A 16,292-nucleotide genomic window follows, 5' to 3' on the forward strand; every position below is an offset into this window, starting at 1 on the left:
TATGGTTCGAAAAACCAGCGAAGTTTGGCACGTAGAAACAGAAAGGCCCGCCAGATGGCGGGCCTAAAGTTGTTACACAACGCTTCTGTCAGAGCGGTTTGCCGCGATTGCCGTGCTGGCTGACAAACGCCTGTATGGCTTTCAGGTCATTTGGCAGAACCGTACAGCGCTCGTCGCGCTCGAACAAATCAGACAAATGTGCAGGTAGTTCAAGCGCTTTTCCTACACCGGCTTTCTCAACTGCTTCCGGAAACTTGACCGGATGCGCGGTGCCCAGAATCACCATCGGCGTGTCCAAACTGCGCCGGCATTCGCGCGCAGCCTTCACCCCGATAGCAGTATGCGGGTCGAGCAACTCGCCAGTGCTGGCGAACACTTCGGCGATGGTCGTGCAGGTGTCCTCGTCACTGACCGCCAGCGAATCGAACAGTTTGCGGGTCTCGGTCCAGCGCTCTTCCTCGACGCTGAAACCGCCACCCTGGCGGAACGTGCTCATCAACTCGGCAATGGCAGCGCCGTTGCGACCGTGCATGTCGAACAGCAGGCGCTCGAAGTTGGACGACACCATGATGTCCATGGAAGGCGACAGCGTGGCGTGCAGGGTTTCCTTGACGTACTGATTGCCGCTCATGAAGCGGTGCAGGATGTCGTTGCGGTTGGTGGCAACGATCAACTGGTTGATCGGCAGGCCCATGTTGCGCGCCAGATAACCGGCAAAGATGTCGCCGAAATTACCGGTCGGCACCGAGAACGACACCGAACGCGCAGGTCCGCCCAACTGCAGCGACGCGTGGAAGTAGTAGACGATCTGAGCCATGATCCGCGCCCAGTTGATCGAGTTGACCGCGACCAGAGGAGTGCCCTTCAGGAAGCTCTGATCAGCGAAGCTGGCCTTGACCATTTCCTGGCAGTCGTCGAAGTTGCCTTCGACTGCGATGTTATGAATGTTGTCGCCGAAGAGCGTGGTCATCTGCCGACGTTGTACATCGGACACCCGGTTGTTCGGGTGCAGGATGAAGATGTCGACGTTGTCGCAGCGACGGCAGCCTTCGATGGCCGCAGAACCGGTGTCGCCCGAGGTCGCGCCGATGATCACGACACGCTGGCCACGCTTGGCCAGAATATAGTCGAGCAGGCGGCCGAGCAGTTGCAGTGCGAAGTCCTTGAACGCCAGCGTCGGGCCATGGAACAGTTCGAGTACCCACTCGTTGCCATGCAGCTGGCGCAGCGGCGCAACAGCGCTATGGGCAAACACGCCGTAGGTCTCTTCGAGAATCTTTTTGAAGTCGGCATCCGGGATGCTGCCCGCCACGAAGGGGCGCATCACCCGGAAGGCGAGTTCGTGATAAGGCAGACCTGCCCAGGAAGCGATCTCTTCCTGCGTGAAGCGCGGCAGGTTTTCCGGCACGTAGAGGCCACCATCGCTGGCCAGACCAGTCAACAGCACGTCTTCGAAATTCAATGCAGGCGCTTGCCCGCGAGTACTGATATAGCGCATGGGATCAAACCTTCGGTTCGAGCTGCAAGCTGCAAGCTGCAAGCTGCAAGTCCAAAACGATCGGCGTCTGACTTGTAGCTTGTAGCTGACCGCTTGCCGCTGCCTTAATTAAGATGTTCGACGCGAATACGGACTACCGGGCCCACCACATCCTGCAACGCTTCCAGGGCCTGGATGGCGTCATTGATACGCTGCTCCACTACCCGGTGGGTCAACAGGATCATCGGCACCAGGCCATCATGTTCTTCGACATCCTTTTGCATGATCGATTCGATGTTGATGCCGCGCTCGGACAGGATGCTCGCGACCTGAGCCAGCACGCCCGGGTGATCCTTGGCCTGAATGCGCAGGTAGTAGGCGCTTTCGCAGGCTTCGATCGGCAGAATCGGGTGGGCGGACAACGAATCGGGCTGGAAGGCCAGATGAGGGACCCGGTTTTCCGGATCGGAGGTCATCGCACGGACCACATCGACCAGATCGGCCACCACCGAAGACGCGGTAGGCTCCATACCGGCACCCGCGCCGTAAAACAGCGTCGAGCCGGACGCATCGCCATTGACCATCACGGCGTTCATGACGCCGTTGACGTTGGCGATCAGGCGATCGGCCGGGATCAGGGTCGGGTGTACACGCAGTTCGATGCCTTGAGCCGTGCTGCGTGCAACGCCCAGGTGCTTGATGCGATAGCCCAGTGCTTCGGCATAGTTGACGTCTGCAGTGGTCAGTTTGGTAATGCCTTCGGTGTAGGCCTTGTCGAACTGCAGCGGTATGCCGAAGGCAATGGAGGCCAGAATCGTCAGTTTGTGCGCCGCGTCGATACCTTCAACGTCGAAGGTCGGATCGGCTTCGGCATAACCCAGGGCCTGAGCTTCGGCCAGAACATCGGCAAAGGTACGGCCCTTCTCGCGCATTTCGGTGAGGATGAAGTTGCCGGTGCCGTTGATGATGCCCGCAACCCAGTTGATACGGTTCGCCGACAGGCCTTCACGAATGGCCTTGATGACCGGGATGCCACCGGCAACCGCTGCTTCAAAAGCGACGATCACGCCCTTCTCACGCGCCTTGGCGAAGATTTCGTTGCCATGCACCGCGATCAGCGCCTTGTTGGCGGTCACCACGTGCTTGCCGTTTTCGATGGCCTTGAGGACCAGCTCGCGGGCGACGGTATAGCCGCCGATCAATTCTACGACGATGTCGATTTCAGGGTTGGTCGCAATGGCAAACACATCGCTGGTGGTCGGCGTACCGGTAATCTGGCAATTGGGATTTGCTGTACGAACCGCAATTTGCGCCACTTCGATTCCACGCCCGGCACGGCGGGCAATCTCCTCGGCGTTACGCTGAAGTACGTTGAAGGTACCGCCACCGACAGTACCCAGCCCACATATGCCTACTTTGACCGGTTTCACTGATGAACTCCCCGAAAAACAGCCGAACCTGAATCGGCTGTGGAAAAACTGCCGCATGGCGCCATGCGGCTGAAATTTTGACGACACTTCGGCCACTTGCCCCCTGTCTGCACAAGGCGCGCCTGAAAACACCGGTTTATTTGGCGCTCAATGCCAGCTTGGCAACCTGAGCCGCAGGCTGATAACCCGGAATCACCTGACCATCAGCGAGGACAATCGCAGGCGTGCCGTTGACGCCGATCGACTGACCGAGCTCATATTGCTTGCTGACCGGATTGTCGCATTTGGCGGCCTTGATGTCCTTGCCATCGACCATACGGTCCATCGCGCCCTTGCGATCCTTGGAACACCACACGGCCTGCAACTGCTCGTCACCCGGAGAACCAAGCCCCTGACGCGGGAATGCCAGGTAACGGACTTCGACACCCATCTTGTTCAGCTGGCCGACTTCTTCGTGCAGCTTGTGGCAATACGGGCAGGTCGTGTCGGTGAATACGGTGATGTGCGACTTGGTCTCGCCCACCGCCGGATAGATCACCATCTCGGACGCAGGAATGGCGTTGATGGTCTTGGAAATGGCCAGACGTTCGGTCTTCTCGGTCAGGTTGACCGGCTTGCCGTTCTGCACCTGAAACAGATAGCCCTGAACCACGAACTGACCGTCGGCGCTGGCGTACAGGACGCGGCCGCCCTTGAGCTTCACTTCATAGAGGCCATTGAGCGGGCTCGGCGAGATACTCTCGACCGGCAGCTGCAATTCCAGCGAGTCGAGCGTCTTGCGGATAGCCTGATCGGGGGCTGCATCAGCCAGGGCAGACATACTGAAGGTGCCGGCCAGCATCAAAGCCGCGGCAGCGAAAATCTGTGGCAAACGCATGAAAACTCCTATGACGGCGGACAGGCTGGCAACTGTCGAAAAAAAGCGCGCCAGCCTTGATAGGCGAAACCGGCAAAGCCTACCACATAAGGCTCGCGGGGCCGACAGGCCGTCATGATTCGGGAGGTTTCCCTGATGAATTGCAGATTTTTCTTGTGCAGATCGGGATAGGGCTGTCACAGCCCCTATCCCCGGCAAACGCTTTACCCGCGCCTTACTTTTTGACCGAGCCGTCTGCGTTGTAGCGCTCGATGATCGTCAGCTTCAGTAGCGCATCGGTGCCGTCGCAATCAGTCATCCAGGCGAACCATGACCCGCCTGGAAAATCTTGACGTTTGTAAGTCTGCATGAAGTTCTTGCTTCGCCACGACTTCAAATAAACGTCTTGAGCATCCGTGCGGTCAATCGAGAACTTACTGCTTCCACCATCTGCTATCCCGGCCAGATAAGCATATCCAGATTCTTTTGTTTTATGGACCCAACCGCCGTCGCTAACGGCTAAGTAAATGGGCGGCTCTGGCTCGGGGGATTGAGAGGCCGTTATTTGGTTTACCTGCAGCAGCGCTCCGCCTTCTGAATATTCCCCTGAAGTAACGCCTGTATTTAAGGCAACGCCAGACGACGAGTTAGATTTAACGTCCACTTCTAGCCCTGAGTCCACCTGCGAATCGAGAATTTTCCGAACGAGCCCCATCGAATATTTAGTCTTATGAGGTATTTTATCTGCCGCCGCAAACCCTTTGAAAAACATAACGTAGTAACCCTCATCATTGGGTTCAAAGCGAATCTTGATCGATTGTGTGAGCAATGAATTGGCACACAGCTCCTCCACCTCTTCCGTATCGCTTCCTCCCACAGTAATTTTGGAAAACCCCAGCTTGGTACCGTCCTTGAGGTCCAGCGTCGCCAGAAATGAACGCTCTTTTTTTTCGTCAGACATGTCAATCATCCTTGATAATGAGTTTCAGATAACCTCACCCTGATAGTAGTTGTTCGAAGAAACATCGCCCGCACGTCTCAATAACGATTGAAAATAACCGGCATAAAAACCATCGCACTCCTTCATGCCGCTGACATCAGAACATTAACCTCGAGGATGATGCGTCACATGCATACCCTGCAACCGCTGATACCGGGGCTGCACCAGCCAGGGCAGCATACTGAAGGTGCCAACCAGCATTTAAGCCGGCGGCAACGAAAATCCGGAGCAAAACCTGAAAACGTCTATAACGGCGGACAGGTTGGCACTGTCGAAAAAAAGAGTGCCCACCTTGACAGGCGAAACCGGAATGGGGGCTGTCACAACCCTCATGCCCGGCAAACGCTTTACCCGCGCCTTACTATTTGACCGAGCCGTCTGCGTTGTAACGCTTGATGATCGTCAGCTTCAGTACCGCATCGGTGCCGTCGCAATCAGTCATCCAGGCGAACCATGACCCGCCTGGAAAATCTTGACGTTTGTAAGTCTGCATGAAGTTCTTGCTTCGCCACGACTTCAAATAAACGTCTTGAGCATCCGTGCGGTCAATCGAGAACTCAATATTTTTATAACCTGATATCTGCGCCAGATAAGCCATCGCGGCATTCGTTGTTTTATTGACCCTCCCATCAGCATTGACGCCTATGTATATCGGCGAATCTTGCTCAGCGGCCTGCATCGGATCAATAGCCTTTTCAGCGAGGGGTTGTGGCTGGTAACGTAACGTTAAGTCCGGTGCAAACCCTTTAAACAACATAGCATATCCACTGTCACTTCCCGCCCGGAAATAGACTTCTATCGAGCGACTAGCCAAGGAACTCGCACACAGATAGTCATGCCCCTCAACTTTGGTTCCCCGCTCCACTGTCTTGAAAAAGATAATTTTGTTCCATCTGCAAGATCCAGAATTGCAAGAAACGAAAGCGCTTTCTTTTCACTGTCCATGCCAATCATCCTTGATAATTAGTTTTAGAAACCTCACCTGAATATTAGCTACCTGCGGACACTGCGCGCATACATCAGTAGATCGATTGGTAATAATCATTCATAAAAACACCACCCGACTCTCGAATCCATCAACAGACCACTAACCGCGCGGATGATGCCTGGCATGCATCTCCTGCAATCGCGCACGCGCCACATGGGTGTAGATCTGCGTCGTCGAGAGATCACTGTGCCCGAGCAACATCTGCACCACACGCAAGTCGGCGCCGTGATTGAGCAGATGGGTGGCGAAGGCGTGGCGCAGGGTGTGCGGTGACAGGGATTTGCCGATGCCCGCAACCGTCGCCTGATGCTTGATACGGTGCCAGAAGGTCTGGCGGGTCATCTGGTCGCCACGGGTGCTGGGGAACAGGACGTCGCTGGGCTTTCCGCCCAGCAACTCGTCGCGGGCACCGCGCAGGTAACGCTCGACCCAGACGATGGACTCTTCGCCCATGGGCACCAGTCGCTCCTTGCTGCCTTTGCCCATCACGCGCAGCACGCCCTGGCGCAAGTTGACCTGTTCCAGGGTCAGGCTGATCAATTCGGTCACGCGCAGACCGCAGGCATACAGCACCTCAAGCATGGCGCGGTCACGCTCGCCGATGGGCTCGCTCAGGTCGGGAGCAGCAAGCAATGCTTCGACGTCAGCTTCGGAAAGCGATTTGGGCAACGGTTTGCCCAATTGAGGCATGTCAATCTGCAGGGTGGGATCAACGGCAATCAGCTTTTCGCGCAGCAAGTAGCGGTAGAAGCCACGTGCGCCGGACAGAAAACGCGCAGTGGAGCGTGGCTTATAGGCATTGTCCACGCGCCAGGCAAGATGATCGAGGATGACTTCACGCCCGGCACTGATCAGGTCAACGTTGCGCTCCTGCAGCCAGCCGTTGAACAGCGCCAGATCACTGCGGTATGAGTCGCGGGTATTATCGGACAGGCCCTTTTCGAGCCAGAGCGCGTCGAGAAACCGGTCAATCAGCGGGTGGTCGATGGCAGCCATGTTTACTCAGTGCATGTGTTGGTAGACAAGGGGTGAATCATCAAACAGCAGGCAGCAAAAAGGCAGCCCTGAGGCTGCCTTTTTTATGCATCGAAAAACTGTATCAGGACAGTTTTTCCTTGATGCGCGCTGCTTTACCGGACAGGTCACGCAGGTAGTACAGTTTGGCCTTGCGAACGTCACCGCGACGTTTCACAGCCATGCTGTCGATTTGCGGGCTGTAAGTCTGGAAAGTACGCTCAACGCCAACACCGTTGGAGATTTTACGAACAGTGAAAGCACTGTTCACGCCACGGTTACGCTTGGCAATGACAACGCCTTCGAATGCTTGCAGACGAGCGCGGTCGCCTTCCTTCACTTTAACCTGGACGACAATGGTGTCGCCTGGTGCAAAGGTAGGGATCTCTTTGGTCATCTGCTCTGCTTCGAGGGCAAGAATGATTTTGTTAGTCATGCTGGTGCTCCTAAGGTAATCCGTCTGGATCGACCATCGATACGTTAACTATCGTCCCGCTCGCGGATGTATTCCGCCAGCAGCTTCTTCTCTTCTCCAGAAAGCGAGCGGCTTTCCAGAAGATCAGCGCGTCGTTCATAGGTCCGCCCAAGGGACTGCTGTAAACGCCAACGCCGGATGTGCGCGTGATTGCCACTTAGCAACACGTCGGGAACACGCTGATCCGCATACACCTCAGGTCGGGTGTAATGCGGGCAATCCAGCAGACCGTCCGTGAAGGAATCTTCCTCCGCGGAGTCCACATGCCCTAAAGCTCCAGGCAGCAGCCGCGTAACCGCGTCAATCAGGACCATCGCCGGCAGCTCGCCACCGGAAAGAACATAGTCACCAATCGACCACTCTTCATCGACATGAGCATCAATAAAACGCTCGTCAATGCCTTCATAACGACCGGCGATGAGAATAATCGCTTCCTCCTGCGCCAGTTCGCGTACCGCAGACTGATTCAGCTGGCGGCCTTGTGGCGACAGGTAAATCACCTTCGCCGCATCCCCTGCCGCTTGCCTGGCCTGAACCAGAGCATCTTCAAGGGGCTTGATCTTCATCACCATGCCCGGACCACCGCCAAATGGGCGATCATCCACAGTGTGATGGCGATCAGTGGTGTAATCCCGCGGATTCCAACAAGTGAGCTGCAACAGCCCTTGTTTCACCGCACGGCTGGTAATGCCGTATTCGCTGATGGCGGAAAACATCTCGGGAAACAGACTGATGACTTCTATGCGCAGGCTGGCCATGGCATTCAGAAGTCCGCGTCCCAATCCACCTTCATCTCGCCAGCAGCCATATCGATTGCCAACACGCATTGCTCCGTATAGGGCAACAGGCGTTCGCGATCATCCAGGCTACCCGCGCAGGGCTTTACAACCATTACATCGTTCGAACCGGTTTCGAGCAGGTGATCGATTTTCCCGAGCAGTTGCCCGAGTTGGTCGATGACCTTGAGGCCTTCAAGCTGGTACCAGTAGTACTCACCATCGTCCAGATCAGGGAACAGGTTACGCGGCACGCAGATTTCGTAACCGGACAGAAGACGCGCTTCTTCACGATCATCGAGACCCTTGAGCTTTGTGACCAGAAACTTGCTTTGCAAGCGTCCGCTGACCAGCTCCACCTGTTTATCAACGCTGCCTTCGCGCCGAAGCGTCCAGGTTTTGTAGTCCAACAGGTTTCCAATCGGATCAGTAAAGGAATAAACCTTCACTTCGCCGCGAACGCCATGAACCGAGTAAATCTTGCCAATGACGATCAGATCGTCGGCAGATGCAGGCGTCGCGTTCATAAGACTCAGGCCGCGGCCTTGGTCTTGTTGTGCTCTTTGAGCAGCTGGGCAACGCGCTCGGAAGTTTGTGCACCCACGCTCAACCAGTAGTTGACGCGTTCTTCGTTAACGGACAGACGGATTTCCTGACCACGGGCAACCGGGTTGAAGAAACCAACCTGTTCCTTGTGGGAACCGTCACGAGCGTTGCGGCTGTCGGTTACGGTCAGGTGGTAAAACGGGCGCTTTTTGGAGCCGCCAAGGGCAAGACGGATGGTTAGCATTGAACATCGTTCCTGTAGTCGGTGCTGCAAATCTAAGATGCACAGCGGGCATAGGTGCCCGAAAGGCCGCATATTCTAAGGAATATCCCGACTTTTGCAAATGTCTTTTTCCGGCGCCTATCGGCATGCCTTCCAGATTTGCGAGGGAGCTGTCGGTATGACAGCCGGTAAAAGCCCGCATAGCGCGGGCTGACTGGGGGTCACCCCCCAGATGGGAAGCGTGCAAAGCGTCTTGCACGCGACGCAATTACATTTTTGGCATGCCGCCGCCGGGGAACATTCCCCCCATGCCGCGCATCATTTTGGCCATTCCGCCCTTGGCGGAGAATTTCTTCATCATCTTCTGCATCTGCTTGTGCTGCTTGATCAGACGCCCGATGTCCTGAACCTGAGTGCCCGAACCCATGGCAATGCGGCGCTTGCGCGAACCGCTGACCAGATCCGGATCACGGCGCTCGGCAGGGGTCATCGAGTTGATGATGGCTTCCATCTGCTTGAACTGTTTTTCCGCTGCGCCCTGGGCGTTGCCCATCTGCGACAGGTTGACGCCGCCGATGCTCGGCAGTTTGTCCATCAGGCCGCCAAGGCCACCCATGTTCTTCATCTGCTGCAGCTGGTCGCGGAAGTCTTCGAGGTCGAAGCCCTTGCCCTTCTTGAGCTTTTTCGCCAGCTTGTCAGCCTTGTCCTTGTCGAGAGTCTGTTCGGCCTGCTCGATAAGGCTGAGCACATCGCCCATGCCGAGGATGCGTGAGGCGATGCGGTCCGGGTGAAACGGCTCCAGCGCCTCGCTCTTCTCGCCCATGCCGATGAACTTGATCGGCTTGCCGGTAATGGCACGCACCGACAGCGCCGCACCACCGCGGGCATCACCGTCGACCTTGGTAAGGATCACACCGGTCAGCGGCAGTGCATCACCGAAGGCCTTGGCGGTGTTGGCCGCATCCTGGCCGGTCATGGCATCGACCACGAACAGCGTCTCGGCCGGCTTGACCGCCGCATGCAGCGCCTGGATCTCGCCCATCATCTCGACATCGACGTGCAAACGACCGGCGGTGTCGACGATGACCACGTCAATGAACTTGAGCCTGGCTTCTTTAATGGCCGCCTGGGCGATGTCCACCGGCTTCTGGCTGATGTCGGAGGCGAAGAACGTCACGCCGATGTCGTTGGCCAGGGTTTCGAGCTGTTTGATGGCTGCGGGACGGTAAACGTCGACCGACACCACCATTACGGTTTTCTTCTTGCGCTCTTTAAGGAAGCGCGCCAGCTTGCCGGCAGTGGTGGTCTTGCCCGCGCCCTGCAAACCCGCCATGAGGATGACGGCAGGCGGCGTGACATTGAGCACCAGGTCTTCGTTGGCGGCGCCCATCAGGCTTTCGAGTTCGGCCTGGACGATCTTCACGAACGCCTGACCTGGCGTCAGGCTGCGCGACACCTCGGTGCCGACGGCGCGTTCCTTGACGTTATTGACGAAGTCTTTGACCACCGGCAAGGCGACGTCGGCTTCGAGCAACGCCATACGCACTTCGCGCAAGGTATCTTTGATGTTGTCCTCGTTCAGCTTGGCCTTGCCAGTAACATGGCGCAGCGTCTGCGAGAGGCGGTCAGTCAGATTTTCAAACATGCGCGATCCTTTCAGGCTCTCGTCGAACCCCGGTTGATGCGGCCCGGCCCGTAATGCAGAAATGGCGCTCGGCGAGCCTGCGGCTTGAGCAGGTCGCGGATTATAGCGAAGACTCCGTCGCACGGACACCACGCAGACTGCTTCTGTGGTCTTTCGTGATTTGCCGGTTCTATGCCAAACTCAGCGTCTTTTCAGGCCCGTCCATCAGGATCTATGTCCCCTTTGCCACCCAGCCTGCTTCCCAGCCTCGCCGCCGCCATCATTTATGCCGCTGCGACCGTCTATCAGAGCCTGCGTCTGAGCCAGGCCGTCAAGCCCGACAAGCGGCTGCTTTGCCTGCTTGGAGCGTTGGCGGTCATCGCACATGCCATTGGTCTGTTTTCCCAATTGACGCATTCCGTCGGTCTTGGTCTGGACTTCTTCAATTCGGCCAGCCTTATCGCGGCGTCGGTGATCGTCGTCACCCTGATCGCCACATCGCGCATCCCGGTGGAAAACCTGCTGGTGTTGTTGTTCCCTTTAGGGATGGTCACTGTACTGCTCGCCCAGTTCGCCCCTAGCGGCACTGTGCAGCCGATCATGGAAGAGCCCGGCATCCTCAGCCATATCCTGCTCTCTCTGCTGGCTTACGGGATGTTTACCATTGCTGCATTCCAGGCGCTGCTGTTGCTGTTGCAGGACTACCGCCTCAAGCACAAGCACCCTTCCGGGCTGATCAAGAACTTCCCGCCGCTGCAAACCATGGAAAGTCTGCTGTTCGGCTTTCTGTGGGCTGGCTGGTCGTTGCTCTCGCTGTCGCTGATTTCCGGCTGGCTGTTCGTCGAAAACCTGTTTGCCCAGCATCTGGTGCACAAGACCCTGCTGGCCTGTCTGGCCTGGATAGTGTTCAGTGTGCTGCTGTGGGGGCGTAACCGCCTTGGATGGCGTGGACACAAGGCCATTCGCTGGACGCTGGGCGGTTTCTGCCTGCTGATGCTCGCCTATTTCGGCAGCAAGCTGGTACGCGAATTCATCCTGCACATCTGACGGGCCCTGATCATGGATAATCTGCCCCTGGGCCCGTTGCTCGGAGTCCTCGCCCTACTGCTGCTGTGGGCCGGCCTGCTGACTGCGGTCGAAGCCGCTCATCATCAAGTCAAGGCGATGCGCTCTGCCAGCCGCCCGGAAAAGTCGGCGCCGCTCCCCGAACTGGCCTTCAACCTGAACAGCCTGATTCTGGGCAATACGCTGATCCGAGTACTGATCAGCGTGATCGCAACGCTGATCGCCGCCAATTACTGGCTCTACAACGGTCCGACCGTGGCATGGCTCGCTACCGTGAGCATCATGCTGGTCTTCGCCGAATACATGCCGCGCCGCCTGGCGAACCGCCACCCTGTCTCGACGCTGCTGCTGGGCAACGGTGTGCTGCGCATCCCGATGAAGATCATCTGGCCGCTGGCCTACGTGTTCAATGTTCTGGCCAAGACACTGCTGCGTCCCTTCCTGTCTCGCGCCGTACAGCAGCAGGATCAGGACTTCGAAGACGACACGCAAAATACTCCGCGCAACGATGCCGCCCAGGAATACTCTCCGCGTGCCAGCGTGCTGTCAGGCATTCGTGCGCTGGACAGCATTACCGTCAATGACATCCTGATCCCGCGCAACGAAGTGGATGGCGTCAACCTTGATGACCCCATGGAAATGATCATCGAGCGTCTGATCATTTCACGGCACACGCGCCTGCCGGTCTATCACAACGATATCAATCAGGTACAAGGCGTCATCAATACCCGAGACATCAGCCACCTGCTGCCCAAGGGCACTTTGACCAAGGAGCAGTTGCTGGCGGTCTGCTACGAGCCTTATTTCGTACCGGAAAGCACCCCGCTGCAGTTGCAGCTGCTGAATTTCCACAAACAGCAGCGGCGTCTCGGCGTGGTGGTCGATGAATACGGGGAAGTGCTGGGCATCGTTACCCTCGAGGATATTCTCGAAGAGATTGTCGGCGAGTTCGAAAGCGAGCAGCGGCTGGATAACCCGCACGTCAAACAACAGGACGACGGGCGTCTCGAAGTCGAAGGCGCAGCGTCCATCCGCGATTTGAACAAGAGCCTTGGCTGGCACCTGCCGTCAGACGGCCCGAAAACCGTCAACGGACTGGTTACCGAGGCACTGGAAACCATCCCGGACGCTCCGGTGTGCTTGAAAATAGGGCCTTACCGGCTGGAAATCCTCGAAACCGAGGACAACCGCGTCAAGCGTGTCGCCATGTGGCAGAACACGCTGGTCCGCACTTTCAAATAGCTGTCTGCGTTCAAATAGATTCCTGAACCGCCCTTGCCTCTCGACCCATTCGGGTTACTCTGCTCGACGCCGCACCCACAATCACAATAAATGCACGCTTGCCGGAATACGGTCGATGCCGACCGGCGAGTCGACTGTCAGGAAATCCGCATGACCAGCACCCCGCTCTCTCGCGAAGATCACGACGCGCACGCAAAGCCGGTGAATTCGACGACCCGCGTCGCCACGGCCAGCTTTATCGGCACGGCCATCGAGTTCTACGACTTTTACGTGTATGCCACCGCCGCCGCCCTGGTGATCGGTCCGGTATTCTTTCCACAGACCTCGGGCACCGCCCAGATGCTGTCGTCATTTCTGACCTTCGGCATCGCCTTTCTCGCTCGCCCTCTGGGGTCGGCGCTGTTCGGTCACTTCGGTGACCGGATCGGGCGCAAGTCGACCCTGGTGGCCTCGCTGCTGTTGATGGGGATCTGCACCACGCTGATCGGCGTATTGCCTGGTTACGCGACGATCGGGGCGTGGGCGCCGATTCTGTTGTGTGTGCTGCGTTTCGGTCAGGGGCTTGGCCTGGGTGGCGAATGGGGTGGCGCGGCGCTGTTGGCGACCGAGAATGCCCCGAAAGGCAAGCGCGCCTGGTTCGGCATGTTTCCGCAACTGGGCCCTTCGATCGGCTTTCTCGCCGCCAACGGCCTGTTTCTGGCACTGGCCATGACCCTCGATGACGAGCAGTTCCGTTCGTGGGGCTGGCGGATTCCATTTCTGCTCAGCGCCGTGCTGGTGATGGTCGGGCTGTACGTGCGCCTGAAGCTGGAAGAGACACCCGTGTTCGCCAAGGCCATGGCTCGCCACCAACCGGTCAGCCTGCCCATCGTGGAAACCTTCAGCCAGCACTGGAAACCCATGCTGCTCGGTGCGGCTTCGATGGTGGTCTGCTACGCGCTGTTTTATATCTCGACGGTGTTCTCGTTGAGCTACGGCGTGGCCACGCTGGGCTATACGCGTGAAACGTTCTTGGGGTTGTTGTGCTTTGCGGTGCTGTTCATGGCAGCGGCCACACCACTGGCCGCACTGGCGAGCGATCGCTTCGGGCGTAAGCCGGTGTTGATTGTGGGAGGCGTGCTGGCGATCCTTTCAGGTTTTACCATGGAGCCACTGTTGACCCACGGCAGCACCTGGGCTGTGGCGCTGTTTCTGTGCATCGAACTGTTTCTGATGGGCATCACGTTCGCCCCGATGGGTGCGCTGCTACCGGAGCTGTTCCCGACACAGGTTCGCTACACCGGCGCATCGGCGGCCTACAACCTGGGCGGAATCGTCGGAGCGTCGGTCGCCCCCTTCTTCGCCCAGAAACTGGTGGCGATGGGTGGCCTGAGCTGGGTGGGCGGGTATGTGTCTGCTGCAGCGCTGATCAGCGTGCTGGCGGTGTTGAGCCTGAAAGAGACGAGAGATAGAGAGCTTTGAGCTGCAAGCTGCAAGCTGCAAGCTGCAAGCTGCAAGCTGCAAGCTGCAAGAAGAAGCGTGGTGCTCTTTCTTGCAGCTTGAGCCTTGAGGCTTACCGCTGCGCCCCTACAGCTTTACGTTTACCGCCTGCGATGCCCGGGTCGCTTTGGCCCGAGCGGCTTCGATGGACTCGTCACGCGCCAGGGCAACACCCATGCGCCGCTGACCGTTGACTTCCGGCTTGCCGAACAGACGCAATGCGGTATCAGGCTCGGCCAGCGCAGCGCCGAGGTTGGCGAAAGCGGTTTGCTTGGACTGGCCTTCGACCAGAATCACTGCCGAAGCCGAAGGGCCGAACTGACGGATCAACGGAATCGGCAGCCCCAGAATCGCGCGCGCGTGCAGGGCAAACTGCGACAGGTCCTGAGAAATCAGCGTCACCAGACCGGTGTCGTGCGGGCGCGGCGAGACTTCGCTGAACCACACCTGATCGCCCTTGATGAACAGTTCGACGCCAAACATCCCGCGCCCACCCAATGCCTCGGTCACCGCCCTGGCAACACGCTCGGACTCTGCCAGCGCAACCGGGCTCATGGCCTGCGGCTGCCAGGACTCCTGATAGTCGCCCTTCTCCTGACGATGCCCAACCGGCGCGCAGAACGTGGTGCCACCGATGTGACGCACGGTCAGCAGGGTGATTTCGTAATCGAAGTCGATGAACCCTTCGACGATGACACGCCCTTTACCAGCGCGACCACCCTCTTGCGCGTAATCCCAGGCTTTCTGCACGTCATCGGTGCTCTTGAGCAGGCTCTGCCCTTTGCCCGAAGAACTCATGACCGGCTTGACCACACACGGGAAACCGAGGTCTTCGACCGCCTTGCTGTACGCCTCGAAGGTGTCGGCAAAGTGGTAAGGCGAGGTCGGCAGCTTCAGCTCTTCAGCCGCGAGACGACGAATGCCTTCGCGGTTCATGGTCAGTTGCGCGGCGCGCGCGGTCGGGATCACGGTGAAGCCTTCGGCCTCGAGCTCGACCAGCGTTGCGGTGGCGATGGCTTCGATTTCCGGAACGATGAAGTGCGGCTTCTCGGCCTCGATGACTGCGCGCAGTGCCGCACCGTCGAGCATGTTGATCACATGGCTGCGATGAGCGACCTGCATGGCTGGCGCGTTCTCGTAACGGTCAACAGCGATCACTTCAACGCCCAGGCGCTGCAGCTCGATCACGACTTCCTTGCCCAGTTCGCCGCTGCCGCAAAACAGTACGCGCGTCGCGGTGGGCGACAGTGGAGTTCCGATTTGAGTCATCTCAGGTCCTCGTGAAGCAGATGTCGAGGGCTGCCCGCCGTATGCAAGCAACCGCTGTGAAGAAAGGCGCGCAATTTACCACGAAGCCCCGGCAAATGGGCGCTCAGCCTGGACACGCACTGTTGCGCGCCCGCCAGGCCATGACCATCCAGACAATGGTCACGCCAGCGAACTTCGACGCCAGCGCGGTGAGCACGACCGGCGCCGTCAGGGCGTCGATCATGCCGAAGAAGATAAAGGTATCCAGCGGAATGCTGAGTGCCGAGCTGATCCACAACCGATCACGCAACGGGCGTCTGGTAATGCTGAACACCAGCCAGTCAATGCATTCGGAAACCGCAAACGCCGTGGCGCTGGCCAAGGCGATGGTGGGGTCGCTGGTGACATAGGACAGGACCAGCGCCACCAGCATGGCAATGATCGCACCATGGCCAAAGCGAATCTGCACCATGTCCCGCAACACGAACACCAACCCGCCCCAGGCAGACCAGATCATGTCCAGGTGCGGCGCACTGGAAAAGGCGAAGTTGATCAGCACGACACTGCTGATGTAGGCGATCAGGAAAAGCATGGAGGGTTTGGGCCTGTGCAAGCGAGCGGCAATGATAGCAAACGCGGACAAGAGCCGCGCCCAAGCGAAAACGAAAGCATTATTTCTGACGCAGGAAATGCATCGACTGTACCGCCCTCTTCGCGAACAAGTTCGCTCCTACAAAAGCTCGCGGATAACCTGCAGGAGCGAACTTGTTCGCGAAAGCGCTATTCCTGACGCAGGAAATGCATCGACTGCACCGCCCTCTTCGCGAACAAGTTCGCTCCTACAAAAGC

15 protein-coding genes and 1 pseudogene are annotated in these 16,292 nt (G+C 58.0%); 3 read left to right on the top strand and 13 right to left on the bottom strand.

The window, feature by feature from the left end:
• Positions 1-88 precede the first annotated feature (88 nt).
• From thrC to ffh, 11 genes and pseudogenes are all read right to left on the bottom strand, one after another.
• Positions 89-1,498, bottom strand: a complete 1,410-nt coding sequence (gene thrC / locus KBY02_RS16830; protein WP_004406380.1) for a threonine synthase — start codon at positions 1,496-1,498, stop codon at positions 89-91.
• Between the two features lie 104 nt (positions 1,499-1,602).
• Positions 1,603-2,907 carry a homoserine dehydrogenase gene (locus KBY02_RS16835; RefSeq protein WP_004406381.1) on the bottom strand — a complete coding sequence of 435 codons (1,305 nt, stop codon included), beginning with the start codon at positions 2,905-2,907 and terminating at the stop codon, positions 1,603-1,605.
• Between the two features lie 136 nt (positions 2,908-3,043).
• Entirely contained in the window at positions 3,044-3,784 is a 741-nt protein-coding gene (dsbC, locus tag KBY02_RS16840; RefSeq protein ID WP_004406382.1) for a bifunctional protein-disulfide isomerase/oxidoreductase DsbC, read from the bottom strand.
• A gap of 214 nt (positions 3,785-3,998) precedes the next feature.
• Complete coding sequence (locus KBY02_RS16845; RefSeq protein ID WP_111522032.1) at positions 3,999-4,724, bottom strand: hypothetical protein; 726 nt, start codon at positions 4,722-4,724, stop codon at positions 3,999-4,001.
• A 400-nt stretch (positions 4,725-5,124) separates the two neighbouring features.
• A pseudogene (locus KBY02_RS16850) lies at positions 5,125-5,708 on the bottom strand (hypothetical protein).
• Positions 5,709-5,850: 142 nt separating this feature from the next.
• A complete protein-coding gene (gene xerD, locus KBY02_RS16855) occupies positions 5,851-6,747 on the bottom strand; it encodes a site-specific tyrosine recombinase XerD (RefSeq protein WP_032656396.1) in 897 nt (298 codons plus the stop codon).
• A 103-nt stretch (positions 6,748-6,850) separates the two neighbouring features.
• The gene (gene rplS, locus KBY02_RS16860; protein WP_002552524.1) at positions 6,851-7,201 is read right to left on the bottom strand and encodes a 50S ribosomal protein L19; all 351 of its coding nucleotides are present in this window, start codon (positions 7,199-7,201) and stop codon (positions 6,851-6,853) included.
• Positions 7,202-7,245: 44 nt separating this feature from the next.
• On the bottom strand, positions 7,246-7,998 hold the full coding sequence (gene trmD / locus KBY02_RS16865) for a tRNA (guanosine(37)-N1)-methyltransferase TrmD (protein ID WP_002552523.1): 753 nt from the start codon (positions 7,996-7,998) through the stop codon (positions 7,246-7,248).
• 5 nt (positions 7,999-8,003) lie between these two features.
• Positions 8,004-8,543, bottom strand: a complete 540-nt coding sequence (rimM, locus tag KBY02_RS16870) for a ribosome maturation factor RimM (RefSeq protein ID WP_004406396.1) — start codon at positions 8,541-8,543, stop codon at positions 8,004-8,006.
• 5 nt (positions 8,544-8,548) lie between these two features.
• A complete protein-coding gene (gene rpsP, locus KBY02_RS16875) occupies positions 8,549-8,806 on the bottom strand; it encodes a 30S ribosomal protein S16 (RefSeq protein WP_002552521.1) in 258 nt (85 codons plus the stop codon).
• 247 nt (positions 8,807-9,053) lie between these two features.
• A complete protein-coding gene (gene ffh / locus KBY02_RS16880; protein WP_004406399.1) occupies positions 9,054-10,430 on the bottom strand; it encodes a signal recognition particle protein in 1,377 nt (458 codons plus the stop codon).
• A 213-nt stretch (positions 10,431-10,643) separates the two neighbouring features.
• Here ffh and KBY02_RS16885 point away from each other — a divergent pair, with 213 nt between their 5' ends.
• From KBY02_RS16885 to KBY02_RS16895, 3 genes are all read left to right on the top strand, one after another.
• Entirely contained in the window at positions 10,644-11,456 is an 813-nt protein-coding gene (locus tag KBY02_RS16885; RefSeq protein ID WP_004406400.1) for an inner membrane protein YpjD, read from the top strand.
• Positions 11,457-11,468: 12 nt separating this feature from the next.
• Positions 11,469-12,716 carry a CNNM domain-containing protein gene (locus KBY02_RS16890; RefSeq protein ID WP_011266931.1) on the top strand — a complete coding sequence of 416 codons (1,248 nt, stop codon included), beginning with the start codon at positions 11,469-11,471 and terminating at the stop codon, positions 12,714-12,716.
• Positions 12,717-12,866: 150 nt separating this feature from the next.
• Positions 12,867-14,177: an MFS transporter gene (locus KBY02_RS16895; RefSeq protein ID WP_024651749.1), complete on the top strand. Its 1,311-nt coding sequence runs from the start codon at positions 12,867-12,869 to the stop codon at positions 14,175-14,177.
• 105 nt (positions 14,178-14,282) lie between these two features.
• Here the strand turns inward: KBY02_RS16895 and purT are convergent, their stop codons facing one another.
• Positions 14,283-15,464 carry a formate-dependent phosphoribosylglycinamide formyltransferase gene (gene purT / locus KBY02_RS16900; RefSeq protein ID WP_110392668.1) on the bottom strand — a complete coding sequence of 394 codons (1,182 nt, stop codon included), beginning with the start codon at positions 15,462-15,464 and terminating at the stop codon, positions 14,283-14,285.
• Between the two features lie 103 nt (positions 15,465-15,567).
• Positions 15,568-16,035, bottom strand: coding sequence for a preQ0 transporter (locus KBY02_RS16905; RefSeq protein ID WP_004406410.1), 468 nt, complete (start codon positions 16,033-16,035; stop codon positions 15,568-15,570).
• Positions 16,036-16,292 lie beyond the last annotated feature (257 nt).

The organism is Pseudomonas sp. P129 (assembly GCF_020312195.1).
GTDB classification, from domain to species: domain Bacteria; phylum Pseudomonadota; class Gammaproteobacteria; order Pseudomonadales; family Pseudomonadaceae; genus Aquipseudomonas; species Aquipseudomonas fragariae.